The 24,916-nt window shown below is 70.6% G+C and carries 24 protein-coding genes; 9 read left to right on the top strand and 15 right to left on the bottom strand.

Going from position 1 to position 24,916, the window contains the following annotated elements:
* Positions 1-247 precede the first annotated feature (247 nt).
* The gene (locus tag R3E98_18920) at positions 248-1,045 is read left to right on the top strand and encodes an alpha/beta hydrolase (protein ID MEZ4425478.1); all 798 of its coding nucleotides are present in this window, start codon (positions 248-250) and stop codon (positions 1,043-1,045) included.
* On the opposite strand, the gene R3E98_18915 is transcribed toward R3E98_18920, so the two are convergent.
* Both R3E98_18915 and R3E98_18910 read right to left on the bottom strand, forming a co-directional pair.
* Positions 1,011-1,391 carry a hypothetical protein gene (locus R3E98_18915; protein ID MEZ4425477.1) on the bottom strand — a complete coding sequence of 127 codons (381 nt, stop codon included), beginning with the start codon at positions 1,389-1,391 and terminating at the stop codon, positions 1,011-1,013. The genes R3E98_18920 and R3E98_18915 overlap by 35 nt on opposite strands.
* 95 nt (positions 1,392-1,486) lie before the next feature.
* Entirely contained in the window at positions 1,487-2,584 is a 1,098-nt protein-coding gene (locus tag R3E98_18910) for a N(4)-(beta-N-acetylglucosaminyl)-L-asparaginase (protein MEZ4425476.1), read from the bottom strand.
* Between the two features lie 258 nt (positions 2,585-2,842).
* Here R3E98_18910 and R3E98_18905 point away from each other — a divergent pair, with 258 nt between their 5' ends.
* Positions 2,843-3,874, top strand: coding sequence for a hypothetical protein (locus R3E98_18905; GenBank protein MEZ4425475.1), 1,032 nt, complete (start codon positions 2,843-2,845; stop codon positions 3,872-3,874).
* Positions 3,875-3,935: 61 nt separating this feature from the next.
* On the opposite strand, the gene R3E98_18900 is transcribed toward R3E98_18905, so the two are convergent.
* The 4 genes from R3E98_18900 to R3E98_18885 form a co-directional block, all read right to left on the bottom strand.
* Positions 3,936-5,414, bottom strand: coding sequence for an ATP-binding protein (locus tag R3E98_18900; protein MEZ4425474.1), 1,479 nt, complete (start codon positions 5,412-5,414; stop codon positions 3,936-3,938).
* A 95-nt stretch (positions 5,415-5,509) separates the two neighbouring features.
* The gene (locus tag R3E98_18895; GenBank protein MEZ4425473.1) at positions 5,510-6,544 is read right to left on the bottom strand and encodes an MBL fold metallo-hydrolase; all 1,035 of its coding nucleotides are present in this window, start codon (positions 6,542-6,544) and stop codon (positions 5,510-5,512) included.
* A 33-nt stretch (positions 6,545-6,577) separates the two neighbouring features.
* The gene (locus R3E98_18890) at positions 6,578-6,985 is read right to left on the bottom strand and encodes an SRPBCC family protein (GenBank protein ID MEZ4425472.1); all 408 of its coding nucleotides are present in this window, start codon (positions 6,983-6,985) and stop codon (positions 6,578-6,580) included.
* 137 nt (positions 6,986-7,122) lie between these two features.
* Positions 7,123-7,479 carry a metalloregulator ArsR/SmtB family transcription factor gene (locus R3E98_18885; protein MEZ4425471.1) on the bottom strand — a complete coding sequence of 119 codons (357 nt, stop codon included), beginning with the start codon at positions 7,477-7,479 and terminating at the stop codon, positions 7,123-7,125.
* Between the two features lie 209 nt (positions 7,480-7,688).
* Here R3E98_18885 and R3E98_18880 point away from each other — a divergent pair, with 209 nt between their 5' ends.
* Positions 7,689-8,237 (top strand): hypothetical protein, encoded by a 549-nt coding sequence (locus R3E98_18880; GenBank protein MEZ4425470.1) that lies wholly within the window; start codon positions 7,689-7,691, stop codon positions 8,235-8,237.
* Positions 8,238-8,343: 106 nt separating this feature from the next.
* Here R3E98_18880 and R3E98_18875 read toward each other — a convergent pair whose 3' ends face one another.
* Positions 8,344-10,695, bottom strand: a complete 2,352-nt coding sequence (locus R3E98_18875; protein MEZ4425469.1) for a DUF5916 domain-containing protein — start codon at positions 10,693-10,695, stop codon at positions 8,344-8,346.
* Positions 10,696-10,826: 131 nt separating this feature from the next.
* On the opposite strand from R3E98_18875, the gene R3E98_18870 reads away from it, so the two are divergent.
* Entirely contained in the window at positions 10,827-13,055 is a 2,229-nt protein-coding gene (locus R3E98_18870) for a DUF5916 domain-containing protein (protein MEZ4425468.1), read from the top strand.
* Positions 13,056-13,095: 40 nt separating this feature from the next.
* Here R3E98_18870 and R3E98_18865 read toward each other — a convergent pair whose 3' ends face one another.
* Positions 13,096-14,517, bottom strand: coding sequence for an MATE family efflux transporter (locus R3E98_18865; protein ID MEZ4425467.1), 1,422 nt, complete (start codon positions 14,515-14,517; stop codon positions 13,096-13,098).
* A 408-nt stretch (positions 14,518-14,925) separates the two neighbouring features.
* On the bottom strand, positions 14,926-15,348 hold the full coding sequence (locus R3E98_18860; protein MEZ4425466.1) for a DUF6524 family protein: 423 nt from the start codon (positions 15,346-15,348) through the stop codon (positions 14,926-14,928).
* A gap of 254 nt (positions 15,349-15,602) precedes the next feature.
* Between R3E98_18860 and R3E98_18855 the strand changes: the two genes are divergently transcribed.
* Positions 15,603-15,956, top strand: coding sequence for a PadR family transcriptional regulator (locus R3E98_18855; protein MEZ4425465.1), 354 nt, complete (start codon positions 15,603-15,605; stop codon positions 15,954-15,956).
* Complete coding sequence (locus tag R3E98_18850) at positions 15,953-18,643, top strand: ABC transporter permease (protein MEZ4425464.1); 2,691 nt, start codon at positions 15,953-15,955, stop codon at positions 18,641-18,643. The genes R3E98_18855 and R3E98_18850 overlap by 4 nt, the downstream gene beginning before the upstream one ends.
* 6 nt (positions 18,644-18,649) lie before the next feature.
* On the opposite strand, the gene R3E98_18845 is transcribed toward R3E98_18850, so the two are convergent.
* Together R3E98_18845 and R3E98_18840 are read right to left on the bottom strand one after the other, a co-directional pair.
* Positions 18,650-20,311 (bottom strand): M1 family metallopeptidase, encoded by a 1,662-nt coding sequence (locus R3E98_18845; GenBank protein ID MEZ4425463.1) that lies wholly within the window; start codon positions 20,309-20,311, stop codon positions 18,650-18,652.
* Between the two features lie 105 nt (positions 20,312-20,416).
* On the bottom strand, positions 20,417-20,917 hold the full coding sequence (locus R3E98_18840) for a hypothetical protein (GenBank protein ID MEZ4425462.1): 501 nt from the start codon (positions 20,915-20,917) through the stop codon (positions 20,417-20,419).
* 247 nt (positions 20,918-21,164) lie between these two features.
* Between R3E98_18840 and R3E98_18835 the strand changes: the two genes are divergently transcribed.
* The 3 genes from R3E98_18835 to R3E98_18825 are packed head-to-tail and all read left to right on the top strand — an operon-like array spanning position 21,165 to position 22,397.
* A complete protein-coding gene (locus tag R3E98_18835; protein MEZ4425461.1) occupies positions 21,165-21,611 on the top strand; it encodes an Rrf2 family transcriptional regulator in 447 nt (148 codons plus the stop codon).
* Positions 21,592-22,002: a group III truncated hemoglobin gene (locus R3E98_18830; protein ID MEZ4425460.1), complete on the top strand. Its 411-nt coding sequence runs from the start codon at positions 21,592-21,594 to the stop codon at positions 22,000-22,002. Before R3E98_18835 ends, R3E98_18830 begins: the two co-directional genes overlap by 20 nt.
* A complete protein-coding gene (locus R3E98_18825; protein ID MEZ4425459.1) occupies positions 21,999-22,397 on the top strand; it encodes a cupin domain-containing protein in 399 nt (132 codons plus the stop codon). The genes R3E98_18830 and R3E98_18825 overlap by 4 nt, the downstream gene beginning before the upstream one ends.
* Positions 22,398-22,448: 51 nt before the next feature.
* Here R3E98_18825 and R3E98_18820 read toward each other — a convergent pair whose 3' ends face one another.
* The 4 genes from R3E98_18820 to R3E98_18805 all read right to left on the bottom strand — a co-directional run bounded on the left by R3E98_18820 (position 22,449) and on the right by R3E98_18805 (position 24,849).
* On the bottom strand, positions 22,449-23,465 hold the full coding sequence (locus tag R3E98_18820) for a crosslink repair DNA glycosylase YcaQ family protein (GenBank protein ID MEZ4425458.1): 1,017 nt from the start codon (positions 23,463-23,465) through the stop codon (positions 22,449-22,451).
* Between the two features lie 77 nt (positions 23,466-23,542).
* On the bottom strand, positions 23,543-23,887 hold the full coding sequence (locus tag R3E98_18815; protein ID MEZ4425457.1) for a hydroxylase: 345 nt from the start codon (positions 23,885-23,887) through the stop codon (positions 23,543-23,545).
* Positions 23,888-23,920: 33 nt separating this feature from the next.
* The gene (locus R3E98_18810; GenBank protein MEZ4425456.1) at positions 23,921-24,397 is read right to left on the bottom strand and encodes an NUDIX domain-containing protein; all 477 of its coding nucleotides are present in this window, start codon (positions 24,395-24,397) and stop codon (positions 23,921-23,923) included.
* Between the two features lie 26 nt (positions 24,398-24,423).
* Positions 24,424-24,849: a DUF1801 domain-containing protein gene (locus R3E98_18805; protein MEZ4425455.1), complete on the bottom strand. Its 426-nt coding sequence runs from the start codon at positions 24,847-24,849 to the stop codon at positions 24,424-24,426.
* Positions 24,850-24,916 lie beyond the last annotated feature (67 nt).

Raw genomic sequence — 24,916 nt, 5'->3', positions numbered from 1 at the left:
CCGGGTCCCGCTGGATCTCTACGGTGGCGCTCGCTGCTAGTTTCATAGCACCATGCTAGATATTTAGCAGACTGTCGGGAGGGCCGCAAGGGCGGGATCCGGGCCGGCGGCCGATCGGGCCGCCAGCCCCCGTCCGGCAGGGCCAGTGGCCCGATCCGCGGAGGCCATCCGCATGCATCCGCAGGCCCGGCGAGGCATCCGCAGGCCCGGCGAGGACCCTGGCTCCGCCGGTCCCGGTACCTCCCGTATGCCCTCGCCCATCGATCCCCGCACCGGACCACGACCCGACGCCACCGCGTACGACCCCCGCGTGGAGCGGGTGGGGAGCGGCCCGCCCCTGGTCTACGTACCGGGGATCGACGGCACGGGCCGGCTGCTCTACCGGCAGACGCCGCGGCTGCAGGAGCGGCACACCGTGGTGACCTATCGGCTGCGCGACGACGCCACGGCCATGGACACCCTGATCGCGGACCTCGATCGCGTGCTGGATGCCGTGGAGGATCTCGGTCCGCCGACGCTGGTCGGCGAATCCTTCGGCGGCGCGCTGGCGCTCTCGTACGCGCTGGCGCGCGGCGAGCGCATCCATCGCCTGGTGATCCTCAACTCGTTCGCGACGCTACGCCCGCGCCTCAACCTGACGCTGGCCGCCTGGGGGCTGGAGAAGCTGCCCTGGCAGGCGATGGCGCGGATGCGGCGGCTCGCGGCCTTCCGACTGCATTCTCCGCACACCCCCCGCGCCGAGCGTGAGCGCTTCCACGCCGTCATGGAGGAGACGACCCGCACCGGGTACGTGAACCGGCTGCGCATCCTGGCGAACCACGACGTGCGCGACCGCCTTCCCCAGCTGGACGTGCCCACGCTGTTCCTGGCGGCGGACCGCGATCACCTGGTGCCGGCGGTACGTCAGGGTCGCATGATGGAGCGCTCCACGCCGGACAGTCGGCTGGAGATCCTGGAAGGCCACGGGCACATCTGCCTGATCGCGCCCGACCTGGACCTGGCGGCGCTGCTCACGCGCTGGGAGCGCGAGCGGTCAGCTCACTGACCGAGCGCATCCCGGTCGCGAGCATCGGCCGGATCTGCTCGCGCCACTGCGTGAAGTCGGCGGCGTCCAGCACGCCCTCGCCGAACTCGAGGCAGATCCGGTAGTCGAGCACGTCCAATTCCGCGGGCGTGGACGCCAGCGGCCGGAACTCGTCCGCCTTCTGCTCCACCGGAGCCTGCGACTGCAGCGTCTCGAGCAGCCCGGACAGGGCGGCGCCGATCTCGGGCAGGGCCGCGTCCGCGATCTCCTGGGCGGGCGCGTTGCACTCCACGCTCACGCCGTCCGGCCGCACCATGCGGATGGGGCCCTCCGGATACGTGGAACAGGCGGACAGCCAGATCGCCAAGGTCGGCACCTGCAACAAGGCCGCGCGGAGCGTCGGGCGCCGCACGCGGCAGCGTCGGGAACCGATGCCACGGGCCCCCCGTGCCGGCGCGCCCCTCACGGCCCCGGGTACCGCCGCGTCCCCGTGTAGAGCTGGATCGACCCGTCCTGGGCCACGGTGAGCTGCGGATCGCGCGAGGCCTGCGACTGCGCGCAGCCGTATTCGCCGGCCTTGTTGATCGCCACGAACTTCTCGCCGGGCATGTAGTCGATCCCCACCGCCCGGTAGCGCTCGGCGATCAGGTCGAGCGCGTCCTCGCACGCCTCCTGGGGGCTTCGCCCCTCGCGCATGCGCATGACGATGTAGTACGACGCGCACGACTTGATCACGTCCTCGCCGCGACCGGTGGCTCCGGCAGCCCCGACCGAGTTGTCCACGTACAGCCCGGCACCGATGATGGGTGAATCCCCGATGCGGCCGGGCACCTTCCACGACATCCCGCTGGTGGTGGTGATGCCGGCCACGTCGCCGTTGGCGTCGACGGCGAGCACGTTGGTGGTGCCGTGGTGGGTCTCCACCGGGCCGTAGGGATCGAAGCGACCGGAGCCGCCCGCGCCGTCGGACCCACCCGTGCGCCGACCGCGCATGTGCTCGGGCGGACCCCAGTCGTCATTGTCGCTGTGCTGCTCGCGCCAACGCAGCCACAGCTCGCGCGAGCGCTCCGTCATCAGGTCCTCCTCCACGAAGCCGAACGATTTCGCGAACGCCAGCGCGCCCGCACCCACCAGCATGACGTGGTCCGTCCGCTCCATCACCAGGCGCGCCACGGAGGACGGCGTCTTGATGTTCTCGATGGCGGCCACCGATCCGGCGCTGTAGGTCCTGCCGTCCATGATGGAGGCGTCGAGCTGCACCACACCGTCCTCGTTCGGGAGTCCGCCGTAGCCGACGCTCGTGTCCTCGGGATCCACCTCGATGACGTTGGCGCCGCGCTCGACCGCATCGAGGGCCGTGCCGCCGTTCGCGAGGATGCCCCAGGCCTCCTGCATGGCCTGGTGGCCCGTGTCGTTGTCGTGGCTGGTGATGATCATCGGCGTCCCTGCGCTCCCACGCCTCGTCTGGGCGAGGACCGGAGACGCCTGCAGGGACATCACGGCGCCCGCGCCGAGCGCGCTCCGGTGCATGAACTCGCGGCGGGAGAGACGGTCGGACATGCGTGGGCTCCTCGCGTTCGCGGAGGACGGTGGACGAGACGGCCGGATGCCTCCTCGTGCGACGGGCTGCGCGAGGCGGGGCACCCGGCGGGTGCGCCTCGATCCACCCCGTGCCGCCACATTCGACCGTCGCCGCCTCCGCGGCAAGCGCGCCGCACGCCGGGGCCGGCCGGGACCCGTGGCAGCGCCGCCGCGGGTTGTCAGGGCTGGCATGCGGTCTGCGGCTCGGCCCGACCGTCCCGCAGCCGAGGCGCGCCCATGAGCCCCGCGTACGTCCATCGCCCGCGCACCCGCCGTCCGGGCCGCTCCGCCCTCTACCTGTGCAGCATCGCCGCGGGGTTCGTCATGCTCGCGGGCTGCGACGGGGGTCCGGGCGCGCCTGGTCCGGATCCCGCCGCTCCACCCGTCCTGCTGGACGACCTGGGAGGCCGCCGCCCGTTCCCGGACGACAACTGGTGGAACCGCTCCATCGAGCATGCACCCGTGGACCCGGGATCGCAGGCCTACCTGCAGTTCGTCGGGCTCGAGCGCACGCTGCACCCCGACTTCGGGCCACCGCCGTACGGGATCCCGTACGCCTCCGTGGGCGGGGAGCAGCCGCGGGTGCCCGTCACCTTCACGCTGTACGGCGACGAGAGCGACGCGGGAGCCCCGTCCGGTGTCGACGGCTATCCGATCCCGGAGGCGGCGGCACGGGAAGCGAACTGGATCGAAGGCGGCCGCGCCGGCGGGGGGGACAGCGGAGACCGTCACCTGATCCTCGTCGATCGGGATCGCTGGCTGCTGTACGAGACCTGGGCCACGCGCTGGAACGCATCGGCCGGCCGCTGGGAGGCCGGATCGGGAGCGGTGTTCGACCTCGCCCGCAACGGCCGGCGGCCGGAGGGCTGGACCTCCGCGGACGCCGCGGGGCTCGCGATCTTCCCGGGCCTGGTCAAGTACCACGAGGTCACCGGCCCGGGTGACATCGAGCATGCGTTCCGCGTCACCGTGCGCGCCACGAATGGCTACGTGTGGCCGGCGTCGCATCGCGCGGGGTCCACGTCCGGCGCGTTGCCGATGGGCGCGCGCCTGCGCTTGAAGTCGTCGGTGGATCTGAGCGGCTACCCCCCGGAGGTGCAGCGCATCTTCCGCGCCTTCCAGCGCTACGGGCTCATTGTCGCCGACAACGGCTCGGACCTGTACGTGCAGGGGACCATGGATGCCCGCTGGGACAACGACGTGCTGAATCCCGCGTTCCGCTCACTGCGCGCGCGCGACTTCGAGGTGATCGAGCTGGGCTGGCGGTAGGAAGGCGCGCGGGCGTCAACGGGTCTCGCCGCGCGCCGGCACCGGTGGCCTGCTCGGCCCCTCATTCCCCCTGGTAGATCCGCGCAAGGTCCACGAGTCCCACATCTCCGCGTCCGCGCGCGACAGAGTGGAGGGCGTCGGCGAAGCCGGAGCGACCGAACAGCAGCAGTTTCGCCCCGGAGCAATCGGCACCGTCCGCTTCGAGCAGCGCCCTCATCCGCTCCAGGCGGCGGAGATCGTCGGGGGTCCGCTTCCGATCGGAACTCTTGGCCTCTCCGATGACCAGGATCCGCGACGACCGGTTCTGACTGCGCTCACCGGCGGCGAGTCCGACGACGTCGATCTCATGCGTCACCCGCGCCTGGCGGTCCGGAATGGTGGTGGAGCCGACCTCCCCCACGCGGCCCCCCAGCGTGATTTCAGAAGCGAAGTGACGCACCCATTCGCGGGCCAGATGCTCGAAATGGGGACCCAGGATCTGGGAATGGAAGGTGGACCTGGAGGCCTCCCACGCGGGCTCGAAGCGCCGTTCCTCGAACTGGAACAGACGCGGTCGCGTGATGAGATGGTGGAAGCGGATGATGGGGTCGGCGACGCGGATGGACGCGTTGCGCTGCTTGCGTACGTCCTCGGATGACAGGATGAAGCCCGAGGAGAGAAGCACGCCGAGCGGGTGCGCCAAGGCGGTACGCTCCCGCCCCACTGCAGCACCGATCGCCGTAGGCGACCCTTTCCCGTCACTGACCGCCTCCAGGATCGCATAGTACGGAGCGCGGTCCCGGATCCGCGGATCCTCGCGGAGCAGGAAGTCGGCCTCCGTGAAGAGCGCCGACGCGGGGTTCAGCACGGTTCTGGACAGCCAGAGGGGGAAGTCCTGGGCCCGGCGGGGAAGATCGGCCTGCACGAGGTCCCGGTAGCCCGCGGTCCCCCCGAGCACCGCGTCGACCCGAAACGCGATCTCGTCTACGCCGGCGTCCCAGTACCTGGCCGAGGTCCGGTGGTCGAAGGCGTGTACGCGCATCTCCAGACCGGTCCGGCCCCGGAGCGGCGACGGACCGCTCAGGAGCTCCTCCATCACCGAGATGGCTGACCCGCAGAGGATCACGCGGATGGGGGGGAGGGACGACTGGTCGCGGACGGTGTCGTAGAACTCCTGCAAAACGGAGGACAGCTCGGGACTGTGCTCCAACAGATAGGGATACTCGTCGAAGACCAGCAGCCGTTGCTCCGCTCCAGCAAGGACCCGGTGTGCGGTACGCAGGGCCTCTTCCCAGCTCTCGAATCGGAAGCCCGCCCCCGGGATCCCGGAGGCGGCGGCGACCGCCTCCGCGAAGCGCTGGAGGGCGGACAGGCGGTCGTGCTGCAGCGCCATCATGTAGACGCCACCGGCGGCGCGTACCACCCGGCGCAGCAGCCAGCTCTTCCCCTGACGACGGCGTCCGTAGACGATCCCGAGTCGGATGGAAGCCTTTCCGCCCAGGAACTCGACCAGGTCGACCCATTCCCGCTCCCGGTCGAACAGGTCCAACGGTCGATCCATGCGCCGGCCGCTCCAGTATAGACACAGTTAGTATAGTTATGTCTATACTAAAGAGTGCGGCCACCCGGCGCAACGTCGGGACGGAGGCCGGCCCGCTACCCCTCCCCGCGCCGCTGCTCCAGCACGCTGTCCACCCATTCCGCCCAGGCGGCGTCGGAGATGTCCGGGAAAGCGCCCCGGTGGGCGTCGGCGTCCAGCGCCGCGCGCGCCTCCTCCAACGACCGCCACGACCCATCGGGCGCGCGCAGGGCCGCGTCCACGGCGTCGAGGAACGCGCGCTGGCCGCGGCGCAGCGCGTGGTCCGTCGGAATCGGTCCATGACCGGGCAGGAGGAGCGGAGTGGGGTCCAGCGCATCGATGCGTGCGAGCGCCTGCGCCGTGCCGCGCACGGTGCCGTCGCCGAACCACGGCAGCCCGTGCTCGATCAGGTCGCCGATGGCGCCGACGCCCTGGTCGGTCACCAGCACCACGAGATCGCCGTCGGTGTGGGCAGGGCCGGGGTGCAGCACCCGCAGCTCCGGCCACCCCGGGGGACTCCACGCCTCGGTGACCTCGAGCGTGGGAGGAACGATGCGCACCGCGCTCAGGTCCTGGATGCGCTTCCGGTCGCGCGCGAGCACGGCGGTGATCTGCGCCCGGTCGTCGTCCGCCAGGACCTGGCCGTCGTCGGTGCGACCTTGCGCCTGCCAGCGCTCGAGCCGTTCGACCCGCGCCTCCAGGCGCTGGGTCTCCTCGGCGAAGCGTGCGGCGCCGTCCTCCCGGATGCGACGCGCAGTCTCGGCATGTGCGACGATCTCCACGTCCGGGAACGAGTCCGCGAAGACCTGGTTCCCTCCCATGTGATCCCAGTGCCAGTGCGTGTTGACCACCCAGCGCACCGGCCGGTCCGTGATGCGGCGCACGTGGGCCAGCAGGTCGAGCGCGGCCCGGGGCGTGTCGCGCGTGTCGACGACGAGGACGCCGTCGTCCCCTACGACGATGAGAGACGTGGCGTATTGCGCCCAGGGCACACCGTCCCTGACCACGCTCGCGTGGACGCCGGGCCGCCACTCCTGGACGGACCAGACGGCGGACGGATCCTGCGCGGCCAGGGCCGACGCGGAGACCAGGAGCAGCAGAAGGGTGCGCACGCCGTCGTGGTACGTGGCGGCGCTCGGACCGTTTCAGGAGAAGAGGCTCCCGAAGCGGTCCAGGCAGCTGTCCCACCCGATGCGATGCCCAGCGCACGACTCGGCGCTCGCGAAACCGGTGTGCACCACCACCACCTCCGTGCCCTCGGCGACCGCACGGAACTCGACCGTCACCACGGTCTCGCCCACCTCCCGTCCCGCTTCCCGCCAGTCCCAGGTGTAGACCAGCCTCGCGGGCGGCTCCACCGCGCGGTACGTGCCGTGGGCGGTGTAGCGCTCCTCGCCGGCCTGCATCCGGATCTCCCAGGCTCCTCCGACGCGCAGATCCACCTCCACGGCCTCCACGGTCGCGCCTTCCGGGCACGCCCAGGCCTTCATCTGGTCGGGGGTCGTCCAGGCCTCGAAGACCCGAGCCGGAGGGGCCGGCACCTGCCGCGTCACGCGGACCGTCGTGCGCGGTACGCCCGGCCTCGGGTCCGCGTCGGCGGGGCTCGCCCCGGTGGCATCCCTCGCCTCCCGGCTGGCGTGTCCGTCCGTTCCGGTCGCCGTCTGCGCCCTGTCCGTCTTCGCTCGGCTCATCACCCGTCCTCCCCTCCCGTCGTGGTGTCCGCGAGGTAGCGCGCCAGCGCGTCCAGCTGCTGTTCCCAGAACGCCTCGTACCGCGCCACCCAGGCCGCCACGTCCTTGAGCGGCGCGGCGTCCAGGACGCAGCGGCTCACCCGACCCTCCCGGGTCCGCCGCACCAGGTGGGCCTCCTCCAGCACCCGCAGGTGCTTGGAGATCGCCGGACGCGAGATGGCGAACGGCTCCGCGAGCTCGCCCACGGAGGCTTCGCCTCGGGCCAGACGCGCCAGGAGCGCCCGACGGGTCGGGTCGGCCAGGGCATGGAGGGTCCGGTCCAGGGCTGGATCGGCCAGTGCGCTATTCGTAACCATATGGTTACGAATACGGGGATGCCGTTCTTACGTCAAGGGCGGCGAAGCCCGTGTCGGTGGGGCCAGATCGGGCTGAGCCCGACCCACCGTGGAGCGTCGACCGTCCGACGCGAGGGGAGCGGTAGAGAACCGGCTCCCTCGTAGCCTCTATCCTGCGCTGGCGCGATTCCTGTAGGCTCGGTCGCCACCTACGATCTGCGGAGACCTGGATGAAGCCTGGAGCCCTGCTCGTCTCGTCGGCCCTCTGCGCGCTCGTCGCGTGCGGTGGGGACGCGCCCCTCTCGGACGGTAGCTTCCTCACCTACGAGGTCGGCGACTCGCGCGTACGCGTCACATTCGAAGACGCAGGGGGCGGAGACTTCCGCACGGTCGGGCAGGTGACGGACGGAGGCCGCACGGAGCCCGCGGACGGCATGCCCGGTCACGGGGAGATCGTCGATTCCAGGCTGCGATTGCGATCCGGCGCGCCGCTGGAGGTCGCTTCCTTCGGGCCGATCTGGGTTCCGCCGGCGGAGCTGCGCGCAGGCGGTCGCGTCCACGGATCTCCCGTAACCGAGGTCCGCTCCGAAGGAGGTCGTGAAGTGGCCGTGGTTTCCGCTTCCCTGGGGATGGGTGCGGCCCTCCGCGGCGAATGGCGCTACGACGCCACCACCGGCTTCTCGGTAGGCGGGTCCATGTGCACGGCGGCGTCCGGCGCCGACGCAGGCCTGCGGTTCCGCCTCGTGGACACCAACGTGCCCGGACTCGTGGTTCCCTAGACGCGCGGGGGCCCGCGAGGCCCGGGTACACGGGGCGCTCCGTCTTCCGTACCCCAACGGCGGCCGCCGCTCCGCGGCCTGTCGCGTATCGCGGGCCCTCCCGCCCTCAGTACCGGAGCAGCCGCGTCACCTTCACCACCAGCGCCCGCGTCTGCAGTCCGCTGCCGCCGCGACGCGCATCGCGCTCGTCCGTCCACACCACGAACAGCTCGCTGCCGGGTCGGTACTCCCAGCGGAAGCGCAGGTTGGAGGACACGCTCTCGGTGCCCGAGTTGTACTGCACCAGGCTGCTCGCGAACATGCGCGGCGTGAACGCGTAGTCGGCGCGCACCCGCGCCACCGTCTGGGTGGATTCGCCCGCAGGCAGGTCCAACCAGTTGAGGCTGAGCCCGGGCTCCAGGGAGAAGCGATCCGTCAGCACTACCCGGCCCTGGTTCACGCTCACACCGCGGATGGAGCCGTCGTAGAACTCGCCCCAGTTGTAGACCACCGTGCCGGACAGCCGGCGTTGCGGTCCGAAGGAGTACCACACGCGGTAGTCCGTGAAGTCGTAGCGGCCGGGTGCCACGGACAGGTCCGTGGCCACCTCGAACGGATCCACCAGCCGCTCGAACGCCTTCGTGGCCTGCACGGTGATCTGATCGCTGTTCTCCAGCTCCACGTTGAAGCGGCCCTCCTGGCTCCGTGACTCCATGAAGCCGTCGCCGTTCTCGTAGTAGTCGAGCGAGGCGTTCCAGGTGAGCTTGCGGATGGAGCGATAGCGCTGCGGCCGCGGGCTGAAGCGCGCCTCCACGGACGACTTGCGGAAGTCCGAGCGACGCAGGAAGCCCACCTCCGGGTTGAAGTCGTCCCCTACGTCCAGCACGGACACATCGAGCCCGACCAGATCGGCCGCATAGCTCATCTGGGCCTGCCAGCTCGCGTCGTTGCCGTCCAGACCTTCGGTGACGGAGCGCGCCCAGTATCCGCCCAGGTTCAGGTTGGTGAAGAACCCGAACGCGGCATCGACACCGTAGACCTGGTTGGAGCCTTCGGCGGTGACCGCCTGCGAGCGATTGGTGAACAGCGCGCCGATGGCACTGCGACGCAGGATGTCGCGCTTGAGTCGCAGCACGCTGAAGTTCGTGGAGGGGATGCCGGCACCGTCGACGCCACCCGTCTGGATGTTGAGCGCGCCCACGGCGAACGGTCCCACCTTGCCGGTCACCCGACCGCCGGCCTGGATGGGCACGAGCTCCCCGCTTTCCAGCCCGATGCGGCGACTGTAGAAGAGGGTCGGCGTGTCCCCGCCGCCACGGCCCCCACCACCGCCGCCACCCCCGCCTCCACCGCCCCCGCCGAAACCACCGCCCCCACCCCCGCGCCCGAACTCGAAGACCCCCCGGCCCTCCAGGAAGAATTCACGCTTCTCCGGGAAGAAGAGGCTGAAGCGCGTCAGGTTCACCTGCTGCTCGTCCACCTCCACCTGCGCGAAGTCGGTGTTGACGGTCAGGTCGGCGGTGAGGTTGGCGGTGATGCCGTACTTGAGGTCGAGCCCCACGTCGGCGGTGCCGTCGTTGTCGATGGCGGGCGTGCTGACGCGGTTGGTGGAGAGCCCCGCCAGCGCATAGGGCTTGACCTCCAGGTTGTTGCCCGCGGGCGGGAGCTCCAGTCCCACGAGCGTCCCACCCGCCGACACCCGGTTCAGCGCCTGGGGTCCCGCCAGGAAGGCCGGCACCGGGTTCAGGTAGGCCCACTCGTTCTTGTGGCGGATGGACCGGCGCATCTGCAGCCCCCAGAGCGGGTCCGGACCCGTCTGGTAGCGGAGCGACTTGAACGGGATGGCCATCTCCAGCGTCCACCCTCCGTCGAAGCGACCCGACACCACGTCCCACACCGGGTTCCAGTCGGTGTTGGGGCCCCCTTCGTCCACCACGGCGTAGTCGGAGCGGCCTCCCAGCGGATTGGCGTAGAACATCGAGCCGCTACGCCGATCGTAGAACGTGTCCAGCATGATGCCGAAGTGCTCGTTGTTGCGGAGCCCGGGCGTGTCGCGGCGCAGCTCGTTGACGATCCACAGCCCTGGCGGCGCCTCGTCCCAGCAGCGGCACGTGACGTAGAGGTTCTCGTCGTCGTACATGATCCACACGTCGGTGCGCTCCGTGGAAGGCGCACCCGCGAGCGGAGCGGCCTGCACGAACCCGCCGAACGGCTCGTTGGTCTCGTAGACGGATTCGTCCAGCACGCCGTCCAGCCGGAACGGCTCCGTGAGGCGGATGGCACGGACGGTGGCCCGGCCCAGGGCGTCGCGGGTGATGGTGGCGGGGGCCATGGGGGCGGGTGAACCGTCGATGGCGGACGGGAGCGACGCGCCGCCCAGCTCTCCCGTCTGCTGGGCCCGCACCGCCGGTGCGACGAAGAGCGGGAGCGTCGTGACCAGACACCACAGGAGTTCCCGTCGGGAGCGAACGCGCGTCATCGAATCCGTGGGTTGGGTGGCGCGTCCGGCCGGGGACGCTCGCGTGGGTGGGGACGTGCCTGGGCGCCTCGAGCGGAAGGGGTGTCCCCCGCCGCTTGACTTCGGCAACGATCTACGCCAATTGGGCCTCCATGGCAAAGCGTTGGCGCTTGATCCCGCTCGCCCTGCTGGCGATCGGCCTCCCGGACGGGCTCCGTGCCCAGGCCGGTGGGGTGGACCCGCTCCCCGCTCCGGTCGAGGACCCCCTCTCCCTGCCCCGTCCCACCCTGCAGGCGCTTCGCACCGACGAGCCGATCGTGCTGGACGGCCGCCTGGACGAGGAGGCCTGGCACCGCGCCGACTCCACGGACGGGGTGTTCTGGACCACCATCCCCCGGCAGGGCCATCCGTCCCGCGAGCGCACCGTGGTGCGGGTGCTCTACGACGCCGAGAAGATCTATATCGGCGCCATGCTGTTCGATCCCAGCCCGGATCAGCTCTTCTCGGCCGGCCTCGAGCAGGATTTCCGGACCGAGAACTCGGACATGTTCGCGTTCGCGCTGGACACGTACCTGGATCGGCAGAACGCCTTCATGTTCTCGGTCAACCCGGCCGGGGCCCTGTTCGATGCACAGGCCTTCAACGACCAGGCCTACGTCAACCGCGAATGGGAGGGCATCGTCGAGGTCTCCACGTCCGTGCAGGAGTGGGGCTGGATCGCGGAGGTGGCCATCCCCATCACCACGTTGCGCTTCGACGCCACCCGGCCCGATCAGACGTGGGGCGTCAACTTCTCCCGCCGCATCCGCCGCTTCAGCGAGGACTCGTTCTGGGCTCCCCTCAGCCGGCAGTACCGGCTGTACAAGATGTCGCTGGCGGGTACGCTGACCGGGCTCCAGGATCTGCGGCAGGGCCGCAACCTGTGGATCAAGCCGTGGAGCAGCGTCGGCCGCGCCGAAGGGATCACGCACACCAGTGCCGACACCCGGGTGGAAGGCGGCCTGGATCTCAAGTGGGGTCTGACACCGCAGTTGACCCTGGACGTCACGGCGCTCACGGACTTCTCCCAGGTGGAGGTGGACGAGCAGCAGGTCAACCTCACGCGGTTCCCGCTGTTCTTCCCCGAGAAGCGCGACTTCTTCCTGGAGAACGACGGCATCTTCGGGTTCCAGGACGCGCAGGTCCGCAACTACCGCCTGGGCTCGGGTCCGAGCGATTTCAAGCTCTTCCACTCGCGGCGGATCGGTCTGTCGCCGGAGCGCGAGCCGTTGCCGATCGGGGGTGGCGCGCGCCTGACCGGGCGCATGGGCGCGTTCGACGTGGGGCTGCTCAACATGCAGACCCGCGACGACCCCCTGGCCGAGCCGGAGAACTTCACGGTGGTGCGCCTGCGTCGGAACCTGCTCACCAGCTCGGACGTGGGCGTGATGTTCACCAACCGTCAGACCACCGGCGGGGACGACGCCTACAACCGGGCCGCGGGCGTGGACGGCAACTTCCGGTTCGGCAGCACGCTGGTGAACGCGTACGTCGCCGCCAGCGACCAGCCGGACGCGGAAGGCAGCACCATGGCCGGAAAGCTGGAGGTGGCGTGGCGAAGCCCGCTGTGGGACGTCTCCGCATTCGGCAAGACGGTCGGGGACGGCTTCAACCCGGGGCTGGGGTTCGTGAGCCGGCGTGCGTTCCGCCAGGCGTTCGTCACGGTGGGCGCCCATCCCCAGCCCGACCTCCGGGGCGTGGCGGAGATCAACCCCTACGTGGACGCGAGCATCTACACGAACCTGGACGGCGACCTGGAGACCCGTGAGCTCACCGGCGGGGTGCAGGTCTCCTTCATGAACAGCTCGACGCTCACGTTCGAGGGCCTGCGGCAGCACGAGATGCTCTCCGCCGCCACACCCATCGCCGGGGCCACCGTCCCGGCAGGCGAGTACGACTTCGGCCTGGTGACGGCCCGCTACCAGTCGGACGGCGGACGTCCGCTGTCCGGATCGCTCTCCGCCACGCATGGCAGCTTCTACGACGGCGACCGCACGTCCATCGGCGGGGCGGTGGCGTTGCGGCCCGACTACCACTGGTTCGTGGAAGGATCCTTCCAGCGCAACCGTCTGACGTTGGGGGGCGAACAGGTGGACGCCGACCTCTACGGCGCGCGCGTGCGCTACGGCTACGACACGCGCACGTTCTTCAACGCGTTCGTGCAGTACAACGGTGCCGCGGACGAGCTGGTCAGCAACGTCCGCTTCAACCTCATCCACGCGCCGTTGAGCGACCTGTTCCTCGTCTACTCCGAGCGTCGGGACCGCGACCCCGCACCCGGCACCGACGCGCTCATCGATCGCGTGCTCACCCTGAAGGTCACGCGGCTGTTCGCGTTCTAGACGGGGCGGGCGATGTCGGCACACCGCCCGCCCCCGTCCCTCAAAGCGCGACGGTCTTCCACCGACCCCGCCGGAACAGCACCGCCGCGAACACGGCCAGCGTGGCATACGCCACCGCGATGGCCACGAACACGCCGTGCGCGCCCAGCTCCCCCCGGAAGGCGAGCCCCCAGGCCAGCGGGATCTCCCACATCCAGAAGCACAGCACGTTGAGCCAGGTGGGTGTCCACGCGTCTCCCGCTCCGTTGAAGGCCTGGGTGAGCGTCATGCCGAACGCGTAGAACAGGAAGCCCGCGCTCACGATGCGCAGCGCATCCCGGGCGAACCCGGCCGTCACCGCGTCCACGCCGAACAGCCCGATCAACGGTCGCGCGAACACGACGAAGAACAGCCCTACCGTCCCCAGGAACGCCATGTTCATCCAGCAGGCCTGCCACACCGACCGCTCGGCGCGCTCCGGCAGCCCGGCCCCCATGTTCTGCCCCACCATGGTGGCCGCGGCGTTCGAGAGCCCCCACGCCGGGAGGAGCGCGAACATCACCACCCGTATGGCCAGCGTGTAGCCGGCCACGGCCTCCGGACCGAAGCCCGCCAACACGCGCACCAGACCGATCCAGGACGCGGTGCCCACGAAGATCTGGAACGTGCCGGTGGCCGACAGGCGCACCAGCCGCGCCATCACGTCCACACGCGGCCGGAAGTGACGCAGCCCCAACCGCAGGCGGTCCGACAGCCGGAACAGCGTCACGATCTGCACGCACACGGCCGCACCGCGTCCGATGGAGGTGGCCACCGCGGCGCCCGTCACGCCGAGCTCGGGGAACGGGCCCAGCCCGAAGATCAGCGCCGGATCGAGGATCAGGTTGATGCCGTTGGCCAGCCACAGCACGCGCATGGCGATGGCCGCGTCCCCCGCCCCGCGGAAGGCGGCGTTGAGCAGGAACAGCAGCATGATCACGCCGTTCGTGCCCAGCAGCACGCGCGCGTAGCCCTGTCCCGCGTCCACCACGGACGGCGTCGCGCCCATCAGACGCAGGAGGTCGGGCGCCTTCCAGGCCCCCAGCACACCCAGCGCCAGGGCCAACAGACCCCCGAGCACCATCCCCTGCGCGGTGGCGCGCGAAGCGGCTTCGCGGTCTCCCTCGCCGATGCGGCGCGCCACCGTGGCGGTCACTCCGATCGAGAGCCCCATGGCCAGCGTGTAGACCATGGTCATCAGCGATTCGGTGATGCCCACGGCCGCCACCGCGTCGGCCCCCAGACGGGACACGAAGAAGATGTCGACCACGGCGAAGATGGACTCCATCACCATCTCCAGCACCATGGGGATGGCGAGGAGCAGGATGGCGGTGGTCAGCGGTCCTTCGGTCGGCGAGCCGCCCCGTCCGCGCAGGGCATCCCACAGGAGCGCCGTGGCGCGTTTCAGGCGGGAGCGGGATTCGAGCGTATATCGAGCAGGCATGGGAACTCCAGGGTCGATTGGAAACGAAACGGCCTCCCGGGAGCACCGGGAGGCCGTCCAATCGCGGAAGACGCGTCTGGCGTGTGCGCTACTGCCACCCGGGAGGTAGGAACCGGCGAACCACGGCACGGGGTCGGACCATGAACAGTCCGCCCAGGCGTCGATCCGCCGGAGCGGGAAACGACACGAGGGCCGTGGCCGTGGTGTGGGTGATGGCGTTGCGCACCTGACGCGTCTCCGTCTGGAGCTGTTGGGTCGCGGAACCTAGGCGCGCCCGTGTCGGGGTGCAACCCTGTCCATGGTCAGGGGCGGGACGGATGTCGGTCGGATCGGGACGGGGAGCCGGAGGTGCCGTCTGCGGATGCAGGAAGGGCATGCGTCGTCCCCGGCCGACCCTCATCCCCCCGCTCAGTCGCTCTCGTCCGTATCCACCTGGCCCGTCAGGCGACGGCTGATCAGCGACCACGACAGACCGATCCCGAGCAGGAGGGAGATGACGGCCAGGATGATCTCCGTGATCGCGGGCGCGCCGCGCGCGCTCAGGAGTCCCTGCTCCACCAGCAGCCACACGACACCGCCACCCAGTGCCACCACCAGCAGCGCGCCCTTCATGCCGAGCGAGCGTCGCGTGGCCTGTACGAAGACGGCCCACCCGATGAGCAGGAGCACGCCGCCCAGGAACATGAGCGCGCTCGGGTGACCCGGAGGACGGGGCCCCCGGAACAGGGGCTCCAGGGCCCAGTCGTAGTAGGAGAACCCGAACGGGTTGTACGTGAGGTGGACCAGGAGCGCGGCGGCCAGCAGGCGCACCAGGATACCGAGAGCGTTCATCGCTGGAAGTCCTTGTCGGGCTGGGGACGCGGCGGACGAACGACCACGGCGGGTGCGCTTCGGCGCGCGGGATGACAGGCCATTCTATCCGAGGTGGGCCGGATGGGGCAGAGGTAGCGGCCGCGTCGCTCTCGCGGCGGGGATTGCGCCGCGACGGGCCACCCCGGTAGAATATATCCGTTCACGGATGTATCCGTGAGACGACTATGCTCCCGATCCCTCCTTCCGCGCCACTCCCGGGTGCAGGATCCCAGATGCCAGCGACCGACCCCGCTCCGCCGGACTACCTGACCCCGGTCGTCTTCCACGTCCTTCTGGTGCTCGCGGAAGGACCGCACTACGGCTACGCCATCTCCAAGGAGGTGGCCGAGCTGACGTCCGGCCAGATCACGATGGGCCCGGGCACCCTCTACGGGACGCTGCAACGGCTGACCGAACGGGGATGGCTCGTCAGCACCGATGAGGTCGATGCCGCGGGGGCGCACTCCGAACGCCGGCGCTATTTCGAGCTGACGCCGGCCGGCCGGTCCGCGCTACGCACCGAAGCCGAACGGCTGGCTCGCTCCGTCGATCTCGCGCTGGAACGCGCGATCCTGAGGACTTCGTGACGCGTCGTCCGCAGTGGGGCGAGCGCGTCTATGCGCGCCTCCTTCTGCTCCTCCCCCCCGCCTTCCGGCACCGACATGCCGACGAGATGAGGGGGTGGTTCCGTGACCACCTCCAGGCCGAACGCGATCGGGGCGGCGCCCTCCGCTTCTGGTGGCTCATCCTGACGGACCTGGTGCGCACCGCCGTGTCCGAATGGTGGAGTGTCGGCGCACGTGCGCTGGGAACCCGGATCCCTTCGCGGAGGAGCGTTCGCATGGTCGGAATCACCCGTGACCTGAGGATGGGCCTGCGGTCCCTTCGCCGCCGCCCGGCCCTCGTGCTCGTGGCGGGCGCGACGATCGGGATCGGAGTGGGGAGCGCCACCGCGATCTACAGCGTGGTCCACGGCGTGTTGTTGGCGCCGCTGCCCTACGACGCACCCGACCGGATCATGCGCGTCGGCAAGATCTCGGAAGGCCGCGCGGGCATCCTGTCTGTGTCCGCGCTGGATCTTGGTGATCTGCAGGAGCGCAACCGCTCCTTCAGCGCACTGGCAGCATCCAGGCCGCGGGGCCTGACGGTGTCCGGCGATCCGGATCCGGAGTATATCCGCGCGGCAACGGTCTCTTCCGGGTTCTTCGACGTTCTGGGACGGTATCCTGCGCTGGGCTCCCACTGGAGCCCGGATGCGGATCGTGAGGGCGGTGCGCCGCAGGTCGTGCTGGCCCACAGCCTCTGGCAACGACGGTGGGGTGGCTCCGCAGACATCGTCGGTGGAGCGGTGGTTCTGGACGGCACGCCGTTCGTGGTGGCGGGCGTCATGCCGCCGGACTTCGTCCCGCCGGAGGGTCTGGGGCAGAGCGGTACAGAGGCCTGGATTCCCCTGTCGAGCCTCGATCCCGACGCCCGCAGCCAACGAAGGAACGGCTTCCTCCAGGTCGTCGGCCGACTGGGGGATGATGCCACGCCCGAATCCGCCGGCACGGAGTTGGTCGCGCTCGGTGCCGCTCTCTCCCGTGAGTACCCGGAGCCTGGAGAGCGGACGTTCGGGCTTGCTCCTCTGCGAAGCGAAACCGTGGGCGACGCCGGGGCCATCCTGCTCCCGCTGCTCTTTGCCGTGGGCCTGCTGCTGACCATCACGTGCGTCAACGTCGCACACCTTCTGCTCATGCGCGCCAACGAGCGCTCGCATGAGATGGCCCTGCGCGGGTGGCTGGGCGCGCGCCGCCTGCACATCGTCCGCCAGCTCCTGGCCGAAGGCCTGCTTCTGGGTCTCGTCGGAGGGTTGGTGGGCGCAGCGTTGGCGGCCGTTGCGGTCGACGCCTTCGTCGCCCTCGGACCGAACGACATCCCGCGCATCTCCGAGCTGGCCGTCGATCGACACCTCTTCGGTATCACGCTCGCGCTGGCGTTCGCCACGAGCATCCTGTTCACCCTGCCACCTGCGCTCCGCGCCGCGCGGATGGCTGAGCGGGGCGAAGCAGGCGGCGCGCTGGCGAGACACTCCGCCACCAAGGGCAAGGTCCGTGTTCGCGACGCCCTGATCGTAGCGGAGTGCGCTCTCGCCATCGTGCTGGTCGTGGCCGGGGGCCTGCTCTCCACGTCGCTGTACCGCCTGGCGCAGGTCGATCCCGGTTTCTCTTCCGAAGGGATCGGTGCCATGTCGGTGGTCCTTCCCGCGACGGCGACCCCGGTCGAGCTGGTCGACGACTTCGGCAGGATGATCGAACGCATCCGGACATTGCCGGGAATCGAGGCCGCGGGGGCAACCGCCAACCTCCCGCTGAGCGGGAACGCCCAGATGCTGGGGTTGCGTAGTCCAGGCCTGCTCCTGGGTGCAGAGGACGAAGCGCAGGGAGGCGCTCCGGTGGACTACCAGCAGGTCACGTCCGGCTATTTCGCAGCGTTGGACATCCCTCTGCGCGCCGGCCGCCTGTTCTCCTCGTACGATGATGCCACCTCGCCGCCGGTGGCGATCGTGAACCAGGCGTTGGCGACGCGGATTGCGGGAGACGGGGACGTCGTGGGACGGCGCATCACCCTGAGTGACGACCCCGACGGCTCCCGCCCGATCGAGATCGTCGGTGTGGTCGGGGATGTCCGGCAGAAGCAGCTCGACCAAGCCGCCGCGCCGGAGCTTTTCCTTCCCTTCCCGCAGCGACCGACTCGCCGGCTCGACCTCGTGGCCCGCACGACCGGAGACGACACCGCTCTGCTGTCCGCCATGCAAGGGGCCATCCGCGAGGTCCGCCCCGACCTTCCCGTGCGACGCTCCGTGGACATGACCCGGTTCATGCGCGACTCGATCGCCGAGCGGCGCTTCGTCGCCCTGGTGCTCGGCGCGTTCGGCTTATGCGCGCTCGGTCTGACCATGGCGGGCGTGTACGGCACGCTTGCGTTCGTCGTCGCGGCGAGACGGCAGGAGTTGGGGGTTCGCCTTGCGCTGGGAGCGTCCCACCACGCGATCATCCGCACGGTGCTCGAGCGGGCGCTGCGACCCGCGCTCCTGGGTGTCGGGATCGGCGTCCTCGCGGCGCTTCCGGTCACGCGCCTGCTCGATGCGCTGCTCTTCGGGGTCACCCGGACCGATCCGACGACGTTCGTCGGCGCCGTGGCCCTGGTGCTCGGCGCGGCATGCCTTGCGAGCCTCGAGCCGGCCCGCCGCGCCCTTCGGGTCGATCCCCTGAGTGCCTTGCGGCTGGAGTAGCCGCGGTCAGCGGTCCGCAGCCTCCCGTACCAGGACGTACCAGTCCGGGTCGACGGCGAAGGTGGAGGGGTCGGAGAGCGTGAGGGGGGCGGACTGCCAGCGCTCCGTGGGACGCACGCGCGTGAAGCCGGCGTCGGAGAGCCGGAGAGCGATGGGCATGTCGAAGCCGGGCACCACGTCGGCCCAGCGAACCTCGAGGGTGGTGCCCTTCCGCCGCCACTCCAGCACGGGCGGCTGCGGCGTCCGGAGGTACTGGTCGAAGATGGGGCCGAGATCGATGCCCGCCTCGCGGGTCATGTACTCCTCCACTTCCCACCCGCGCACGGTACCCCCACCGAACGTGGCCTGGATGCCGCGGAGGATCTCCCGCCAGCGGGCATCGTCGTCCAGGACCTGGCGGATGGTGTGCAGCATCTGCGCACCCTTGAAGTACATGTCGCCCGAGCCCTCGGTGTAGACGCCATAGGGGCCGATGATCGGGCGGTCGTTCTCGATGTTGGCGCGCAGACCCCGCAGGTAGGTGGCACCGGCCTCGGGACCGGCGATGCACTCCATGTAGAGGCCCTCGGCGTAGGTGCCGAAGCCCTCGTGCACCCACATGTCGGCGATATCCTTGGTGCTGACATGATTCCCCCACCACTCGTGCGCGATCTCGTGCACGATGATGTAGTCCCACTGCAGCCCGAGCCCGGTGCCGGAGAGATCCGTGCCCAGGTACCCGTTGCCGTAGCGGTTCCCGTACGCGATGGCGCTCTGGTGCTCCATGCCCAGGTACGGCGTCTCCACCAGCTTGAAGCCGTCCTCGTACCAGGGATACGGCCCGAACCATCCCTCGAAGCACTGGAGGGTGGTCGCCGCCTGCGGGAACTGGCGGCGCGCGTCGGCGAGCCGGTAGTCGAGCGGCCAGAAGTCGAGCGAGAGCGGGCCGGCCTCGCCCTGGAGCGTATCCGCGTACGTGACGTAGTGGCCGATCGCGAGCGCCACGCCGTACGTGTTGATCGGGCTCGAGACCGACCACCTCCACGTGGTGGTGCCGTCGTCGTGGGACGAACGGTCGGTCAGCCGCCCGTTCGCGACGGCGATCAGGGGGTCGGGCACCGTGACGGCGATGCGCATCCCTTGATCGGGCTCGTCCGCCTGGGTGTCCTTGACCGGCCACCAGACGCTCGCGCCCAGACCCTGGTCGGTGGTGGCGATCCAGGGACGCCCCAGGCTGTCCGCCGCCCAGGTCACGCCTCCATCCCAGGGAGGCATCGGCGCCTCGCGGGGCTCGCCGTGATAGAAGGCCGTCAGGGTCTCGACCGCGCCCGCCCGCAGCGGTCGCGCCGGCGTGACGAAGTGAGCGGCGCCTTCCCTGCGCACCGGCAGCCGCGCGCCGTCCAGCACCACGCTGTCCATCACGAGCGGCTCCATCAGGTCGATCTGCAGCTCGCGGCCCGGTTCGAGCACGCGGAACGCGAGCCGGTTGGAGCCGGAGAACGTGCGGGTCTGCGGATCCACGCGGACGTCCAGGTCGTAGCGCAGCACATCCCACCAGACGCGGCCCGGGGACGTGTAGGAGCCCTGGAGGGAGTCGGCCCGGGTGAACGTCTGCTGCTGTGCGTGGGCCGTGGGAGGCAGGACAAGGAGCGCCGCGACAGCAGCGGCACGGGCGCGGGATCGCGGCATGCGGAGCGGGGCAGAGGGATGGGGCGGGACGCCCGGGATCATAGGGACGCCGTTCCTACCCCTCAACCCGGTCCCGGTCCGGTGCGGCGGGCGGGGGCGGCTCCCTCAGCGGCCGAGCAGGTCCCGTGTCTCGCCGGCGCTCAGCCCCACGTCCGCCACGTCCTCGGAGCCCGCGAGCAGCTCCCGGTCCTCCGAGACCCGCGCCAGGGCGAGGGTGCCCGCCGCCGAAAGCGAGCTCAGGACGGTGAGGGTCCCTACGACGACGGCGGTGGCACCCACGCCGAGGGTGCCGACCACCGCGGCCGCGGGCGCGAGACCCAAGACCAGGCCGCCCAAGGCTCCCCAGGCGGCGAAGACGGGAAGCGACAGCTCGTCGAAGCGCCGGCGGCGCCCGACCACGCCCAACACCGCCGAGAAGGTCGCGCCCGCGAAGAACCCGGGCAGCGCAAGGGCCGGTAGAGGGGCGTCGAAGACCCGGATGAACCACTCGAGCGGGAGACCGAGGGTCAGACCCACGCCGATCAGGATGCCGACTCCGCCCCAGGCACCGGCCCAGGTCAGGCCCATCCCCACCATGCCGCGCAAGCGGCGCAGGAGGCCCTTCACAGGGGTGCCCGGCGAAGGAAGGCCGGAGAAGGACGGTCGGACACGGTGCGTTCCACGGCAGGGGCTCCCTGGGTCGCTGACTTTGTATCATAAAGTACCCTGCCGACATGCCGAGCGTCAACGCGGACGCGCGACCGCACGGGCGTCGGGGCAGACCCTCGCACCGCAGGCCCGCCGAGGCTCCACCGTCCCTTCCTTTCGCTCGGCGATTTAAGTAGTATGTAAAATACCACTTCAAGGACCCCTCATGCACCTCACCCGCTTCTCCGACATCAGCCTGCGGGCGCTGATGCTCCTGTCCTCCACGGACGGGGGCCGCGTCTCCACCGCCGAGCTCGCCCGCCGGCTGCATGTCTCGCGTGATCACCTCATGAAGAGCCTGCAGGCCCTGGCGGACCTGGGGCTCGTGGAGGGCACGCGGGGACGGGGCGGCGGCTTCACGCTCGCCGAGGGTGGCGCCGGCATGCGCCTGGGGACCCTCGTGCGCGCCCTCGAGCCGAACGTGGCGTTGGCGGAGTGCTTCCTGCCCGCGTCCACGTGTCCGCTCACAGGGCACTGTCGGCTCGCTGGAGCGCTGGAGGACGCCGCGGAGGCGTTCTTCGCGGCGCTGGATCGCCATACCATCGCGGACCTGCGGCCGGAATCGCGGACCCTGGTCCAGCTCGGAGGCAACCGTGTCGGACCGCATCACTGAGGCGCAGATCCGCGCGCTCGTCTTCTCGTTCTACGGGGCGATCCGGGAGGATCCCACGCTGGGTCCGGTGTTCGAGGCGCGTCTGAGCGGGCGCTGGGAGCCGCACCTGGAGAAGATGTGCGACTTCTGGTCGAGCGTGCTGCTGGCCAGCCGTCGCTTCACCGGCAATCCCGCTGCGGCGCACGTCGGCCTGCCGGGCTTGCAGCCCGAGCACTTCGATCGCTGGCTCGACCTGTTCCACCGCACGGCCACCGCGTTGCTCCCCCCGCACGTGGCGGCCGACGTGGTGGGTCGGGCGCAACGCATGCGCATTCCGCTGGAGCGCGCCGCCTTCCCGGGCGCGCACGAACACGAGTGGGGTGCGCCGCGCTCCCGGGTGGGCACGCCATGAGCGGGACACCTCGTGCGCCGGGGCCGGAGGACGGACGCTCCTTCCCCGCGCGTTTCAGCGGGCCCGCGTTCCGCTACTCCCTGTCCGAGGCGCTCGAGACGCTCCGCGCCAGCGACCGGCCGGCCCGCAACGGCCATCGCCAGACCACGACCTTCCACAGGGACGGGCTGACGCAGGTCGTCTTCGCGTTCGAGCCCGACGGCCACCTCGATCGGCACACCGCGCCTGGTCTGGTGCTCATCCAGGTGCTGGAGGGGCGGTTCGTCCTGCACGCGGAGGAGATCGATCACGACATGATGTCGGGAGACGTGCTGATCCTCGATCCCGGTGTTCCGCACTCCGTTCGCGCGGTGGAGGCGGGTGCGATGCTGCTCACCGTGCGGCTGGAACGATAGACGCAGGGGGGCGTGCCTCCGAAGCGCGTGCGGTTGCGAACGCCCTGCGGCTCAGCCCTCCCAGCGCACGGTGATCCCGCCGTTCAAGCCCGGCAGCGGCAGGGTGGCCGCTTCGGCCTCGACGACGTCGCGCTGCGGGCCGGACAGGCGCTGCCAGGGCTCGACCGAGACCACTCCACCCGCGCGCCGCCACACCCCCACCACCTCACCCTCGACGAGCACCGCGCCCGGCCAGACGCGAGGCGTCCACAGCGTCGCACGGCGCGTGGCGTCAGGGACGAGGAGCGCGCGTTCGTCGTCCTGCAGGAGGGTGTACGCGTCGCCGCTGGGGAGCAGCCGGGCCGGCGCCTCGGGTCCGGGCGGCGCGCTCAGCTCCGCTGCGTCGCCAGCGAGGATCCAGGCGTCGCCGATCGGGGTGCGCACGGGAACGAGCTCGGGCAACAGCGCCTGATAGGCGGCACGCGCCTCTCGTGCTCCGACGCCGCCCCAGCGGGCGAAGGCGGTCTGCGTCGTGGGACCGAACACGTGTAGATGCCGACGCGCCAGCTCCAGACGTGCCTCGAACGGATCGAGCGCCGGGGGCGGCACCACGCGCACGGTCGGCTGCCGTGCACCGTCCCAGCGGATGAGGAGCCGTCCCGTGAGTGTGGCGTATCGCAGGCGGTTGCGGCCCGCGCCCAGCGCGCGCTCGGCCGCGTCGGCCTCCATCTCACCCCCGTCCAGCAACGCGTCCAGGCGCGCGGCCATCCGCTCGAACTCCCGCCGCTTCGCCGGCGTATCCGGCATGCGTCCCAGCGTGAAGAGGGCGTGATCCCGCGCGGGGACCGCGAACGCGCTGTAGCGCGGTCCCCAGACCTGCACCAGCGCGGGATCGGCGAGCGCGTCGGGCGGGGTGCCCTCCACGCGGGCGTGCAGCGAGAGCAGCGCCGCCCGCGGCATGCTGTCCTGGAGCCCCGCTCGTGCCGCCCGCGCGATCGACGCCGCGCCGGACGACAGACGCTGATCCAGCGCTCCCGCCCGGCGACGGTAGCGCAGGATCTGCTCCCGCCCGAGCGGCAGACGCTTCACCGCGTCATGCGCCGGTCACGACACCGCACGCCGACGCCAGGCCCCCGGACGGACCCGCGCGCAGCAACCCCGGCACGCTACCTCTGCCACAGGCCGTGGTCGTTCCCACCCAGGAGGTAGATGGCGAACGTTCCGCGTCCCGGGATCTCCATGGGCGGCACCGCCACCGTGCCGCCAGCGGCGACCACGGCGGAGACCGCGGCCCGGATGTCGTCCACCAGCCAGTACGGCCGTACCACCGGCGCTTCGTCCTTCCGCATCGGTGCCCGCACGCCCACCTGACCTCCGCCCGCGAGCGGCGCCGTGCGCGCCTGCCCCAGCTCGGGGACGGGTTCGCCGAAGACCACACCCGCAGCGCCCTCGTAGGCAGCGCACACCCCATCCACGTCGGCGGTCACGAACTCGAGATACCAGACCTGCACGTCATCCTCCTTCGGAAGTTGCGGATCGGATGTTCAACGCAAGCGCAGCTCGGGAGCCGGTTCCGGCACACCGGTGATGTATTCCTGGACCGAGCGCAGCCCGTCCTTCAAGCCGCGGTAGTGCACACGAGACAGCGCGTCCTCGAAACCGAGCCAGGCATGCTCCGAGTGCTCCACCGGATCGAGACGCAGCGCGCTCTCCGCGCCCGAGACCTCGACCCCGTAGACGCTGATGACCTGGATTTCGTGGAAGCGGCGGTTGTAGATGGTGTAGGTGTGCTCGCCGGCCCAGACCGCAGCCGCGACCAGTCCCAATCGAGTCAGATGACGGTCCACGGCCTCCGGGACCGACTCGTCCCCCTCGAACACTCCACTGGGCACCTGCCAGAAACGGCCCCCGTTGAAGTGGCGCGCGGCCTTCTCCTCCGAGGTGCGCAACACGAGGAACCGGACCTGCGGGCCTTCCCGGCGGAAGACCCACAGATCGTAGACGGCGGGATTGAACCGCATGGAAGGACCGGAGCGCGGGAGGGCGGTCACGCCTGCGCGCCGTAGCGCTCCGCGGCCAGGGTCCAGGAGTGGGCGATCAGGGCCTCGAGCGCGTCGGAATCCACATCCGCCAGACGATTCACGTAGAGGCAGGACGCGCCGGCCTTGTGCTTTCCCAGGCGCGCCACGATGCGGGCGGAGTCCTCGTCCTTGGAGGTCAGGTAGAGCGCGAGGTTGCTGCTGCGCGGGCTGAATCCGACCCGGAGCATCTCGCCCTCGCGTCCGGACTCGTAGCGGTAGTGGTACTTCCCGAACCCCACGATCGAGGGTCCCCACATGCGCGCGGGGGCGCCCGTCACCCGCTCCATCAGCGCCCGCAGGGCGCGGGCATCCTCGCGCCGGCCTTCGTGCGGCACCGAGTCGAGGAAGGCGTCCACACTCGCATCCGTCTCGACCGTCTTGTTCTCGGCCATGTGCTTTCCCGTGCTACGTGTCCCGGGGGTCCCCGACCCAGGCGGTCCGGGCCCACCGTCGGCTCCA

The organism is Gemmatimonadota bacterium (assembly GCA_041390125.1).
Lineage (GTDB): Bacteria > Gemmatimonadota > Gemmatimonadetes > Longimicrobiales > Gaopeijiaceae > JAGQIF01.
This window is presented reverse-complemented; position numbering and strand designations above follow the sequence as displayed.

Excerpts from the sequence above, each read along its gene's own strand:
- R3E98_18920 (MEZ4425478.1), top strand. The coding sequence starts at position 248 with ATGCCCTCGCCCATCGATCCCCGCACCGGACCACGACCCGACGCCACC.
- R3E98_18910 (MEZ4425476.1), bottom strand. The coding sequence starts at position 2,584 with ATGTCCGACCGTCTCTCCCGCCGCGAGTTCATGCACCGGAGCGCGCTC.
- R3E98_18905 (MEZ4425475.1), top strand. The coding sequence starts at position 2,843 with ATGAGCCCCGCGTACGTCCATCGCCCGCGCACCCGCCGTCCGGGCCGC.
- R3E98_18900 (MEZ4425474.1), bottom strand. The coding sequence starts at position 5,414 with ATGGATCGACCGTTGGACCTGTTCGACCGGGAGCGGGAATGGGTCGAC.
- R3E98_18885 (MEZ4425471.1), bottom strand. The coding sequence starts at position 7,479 with ATGGTTACGAATAGCGCACTGGCCGATCCAGCCCTGGACCGGACCCTC.
- R3E98_18880 (MEZ4425470.1), top strand. The coding sequence starts at position 7,689 with ATGAAGCCTGGAGCCCTGCTCGTCTCGTCGGCCCTCTGCGCGCTCGTC.
- R3E98_18875 (MEZ4425469.1), bottom strand. The coding sequence starts at position 10,695 with ATGACGCGCGTTCGCTCCCGACGGGAACTCCTGTGGTGTCTGGTCACG.
- R3E98_18870 (MEZ4425468.1), top strand. The coding sequence starts at position 10,827 with ATGGCAAAGCGTTGGCGCTTGATCCCGCTCGCCCTGCTGGCGATCGGC.
- R3E98_18865 (MEZ4425467.1), bottom strand. The coding sequence starts at position 14,517 with ATGCCTGCTCGATATACGCTCGAATCCCGCTCCCGCCTGAAACGCGCC.
- R3E98_18860 (MEZ4425466.1), bottom strand. The coding sequence starts at position 15,348 with ATGAACGCTCTCGGTATCCTGGTGCGCCTGCTGGCCGCCGCGCTCCTG.
- R3E98_18855 (MEZ4425465.1), top strand. The coding sequence starts at position 15,603 with ATGCCAGCGACCGACCCCGCTCCGCCGGACTACCTGACCCCGGTCGTC.
- R3E98_18845 (MEZ4425463.1), bottom strand. The coding sequence starts at position 20,311 with ATGCCGCGATCCCGCGCCCGTGCCGCTGCTGTCGCGGCGCTCCTTGTC.
- R3E98_18835 (MEZ4425461.1), top strand. The coding sequence starts at position 21,165 with ATGCACCTCACCCGCTTCTCCGACATCAGCCTGCGGGCGCTGATGCTC.
- R3E98_18825 (MEZ4425459.1), top strand. The coding sequence starts at position 21,999 with ATGAGCGGGACACCTCGTGCGCCGGGGCCGGAGGACGGACGCTCCTTC.
- R3E98_18810 (MEZ4425456.1), bottom strand. The coding sequence starts at position 24,397 with ATGCGGTTCAATCCCGCCGTCTACGATCTGTGGGTCTTCCGCCGGGAA.
- R3E98_18805 (MEZ4425455.1), bottom strand. The coding sequence starts at position 24,849 with ATGGCCGAGAACAAGACGGTCGAGACGGATGCGAGTGTGGACGCCTTC.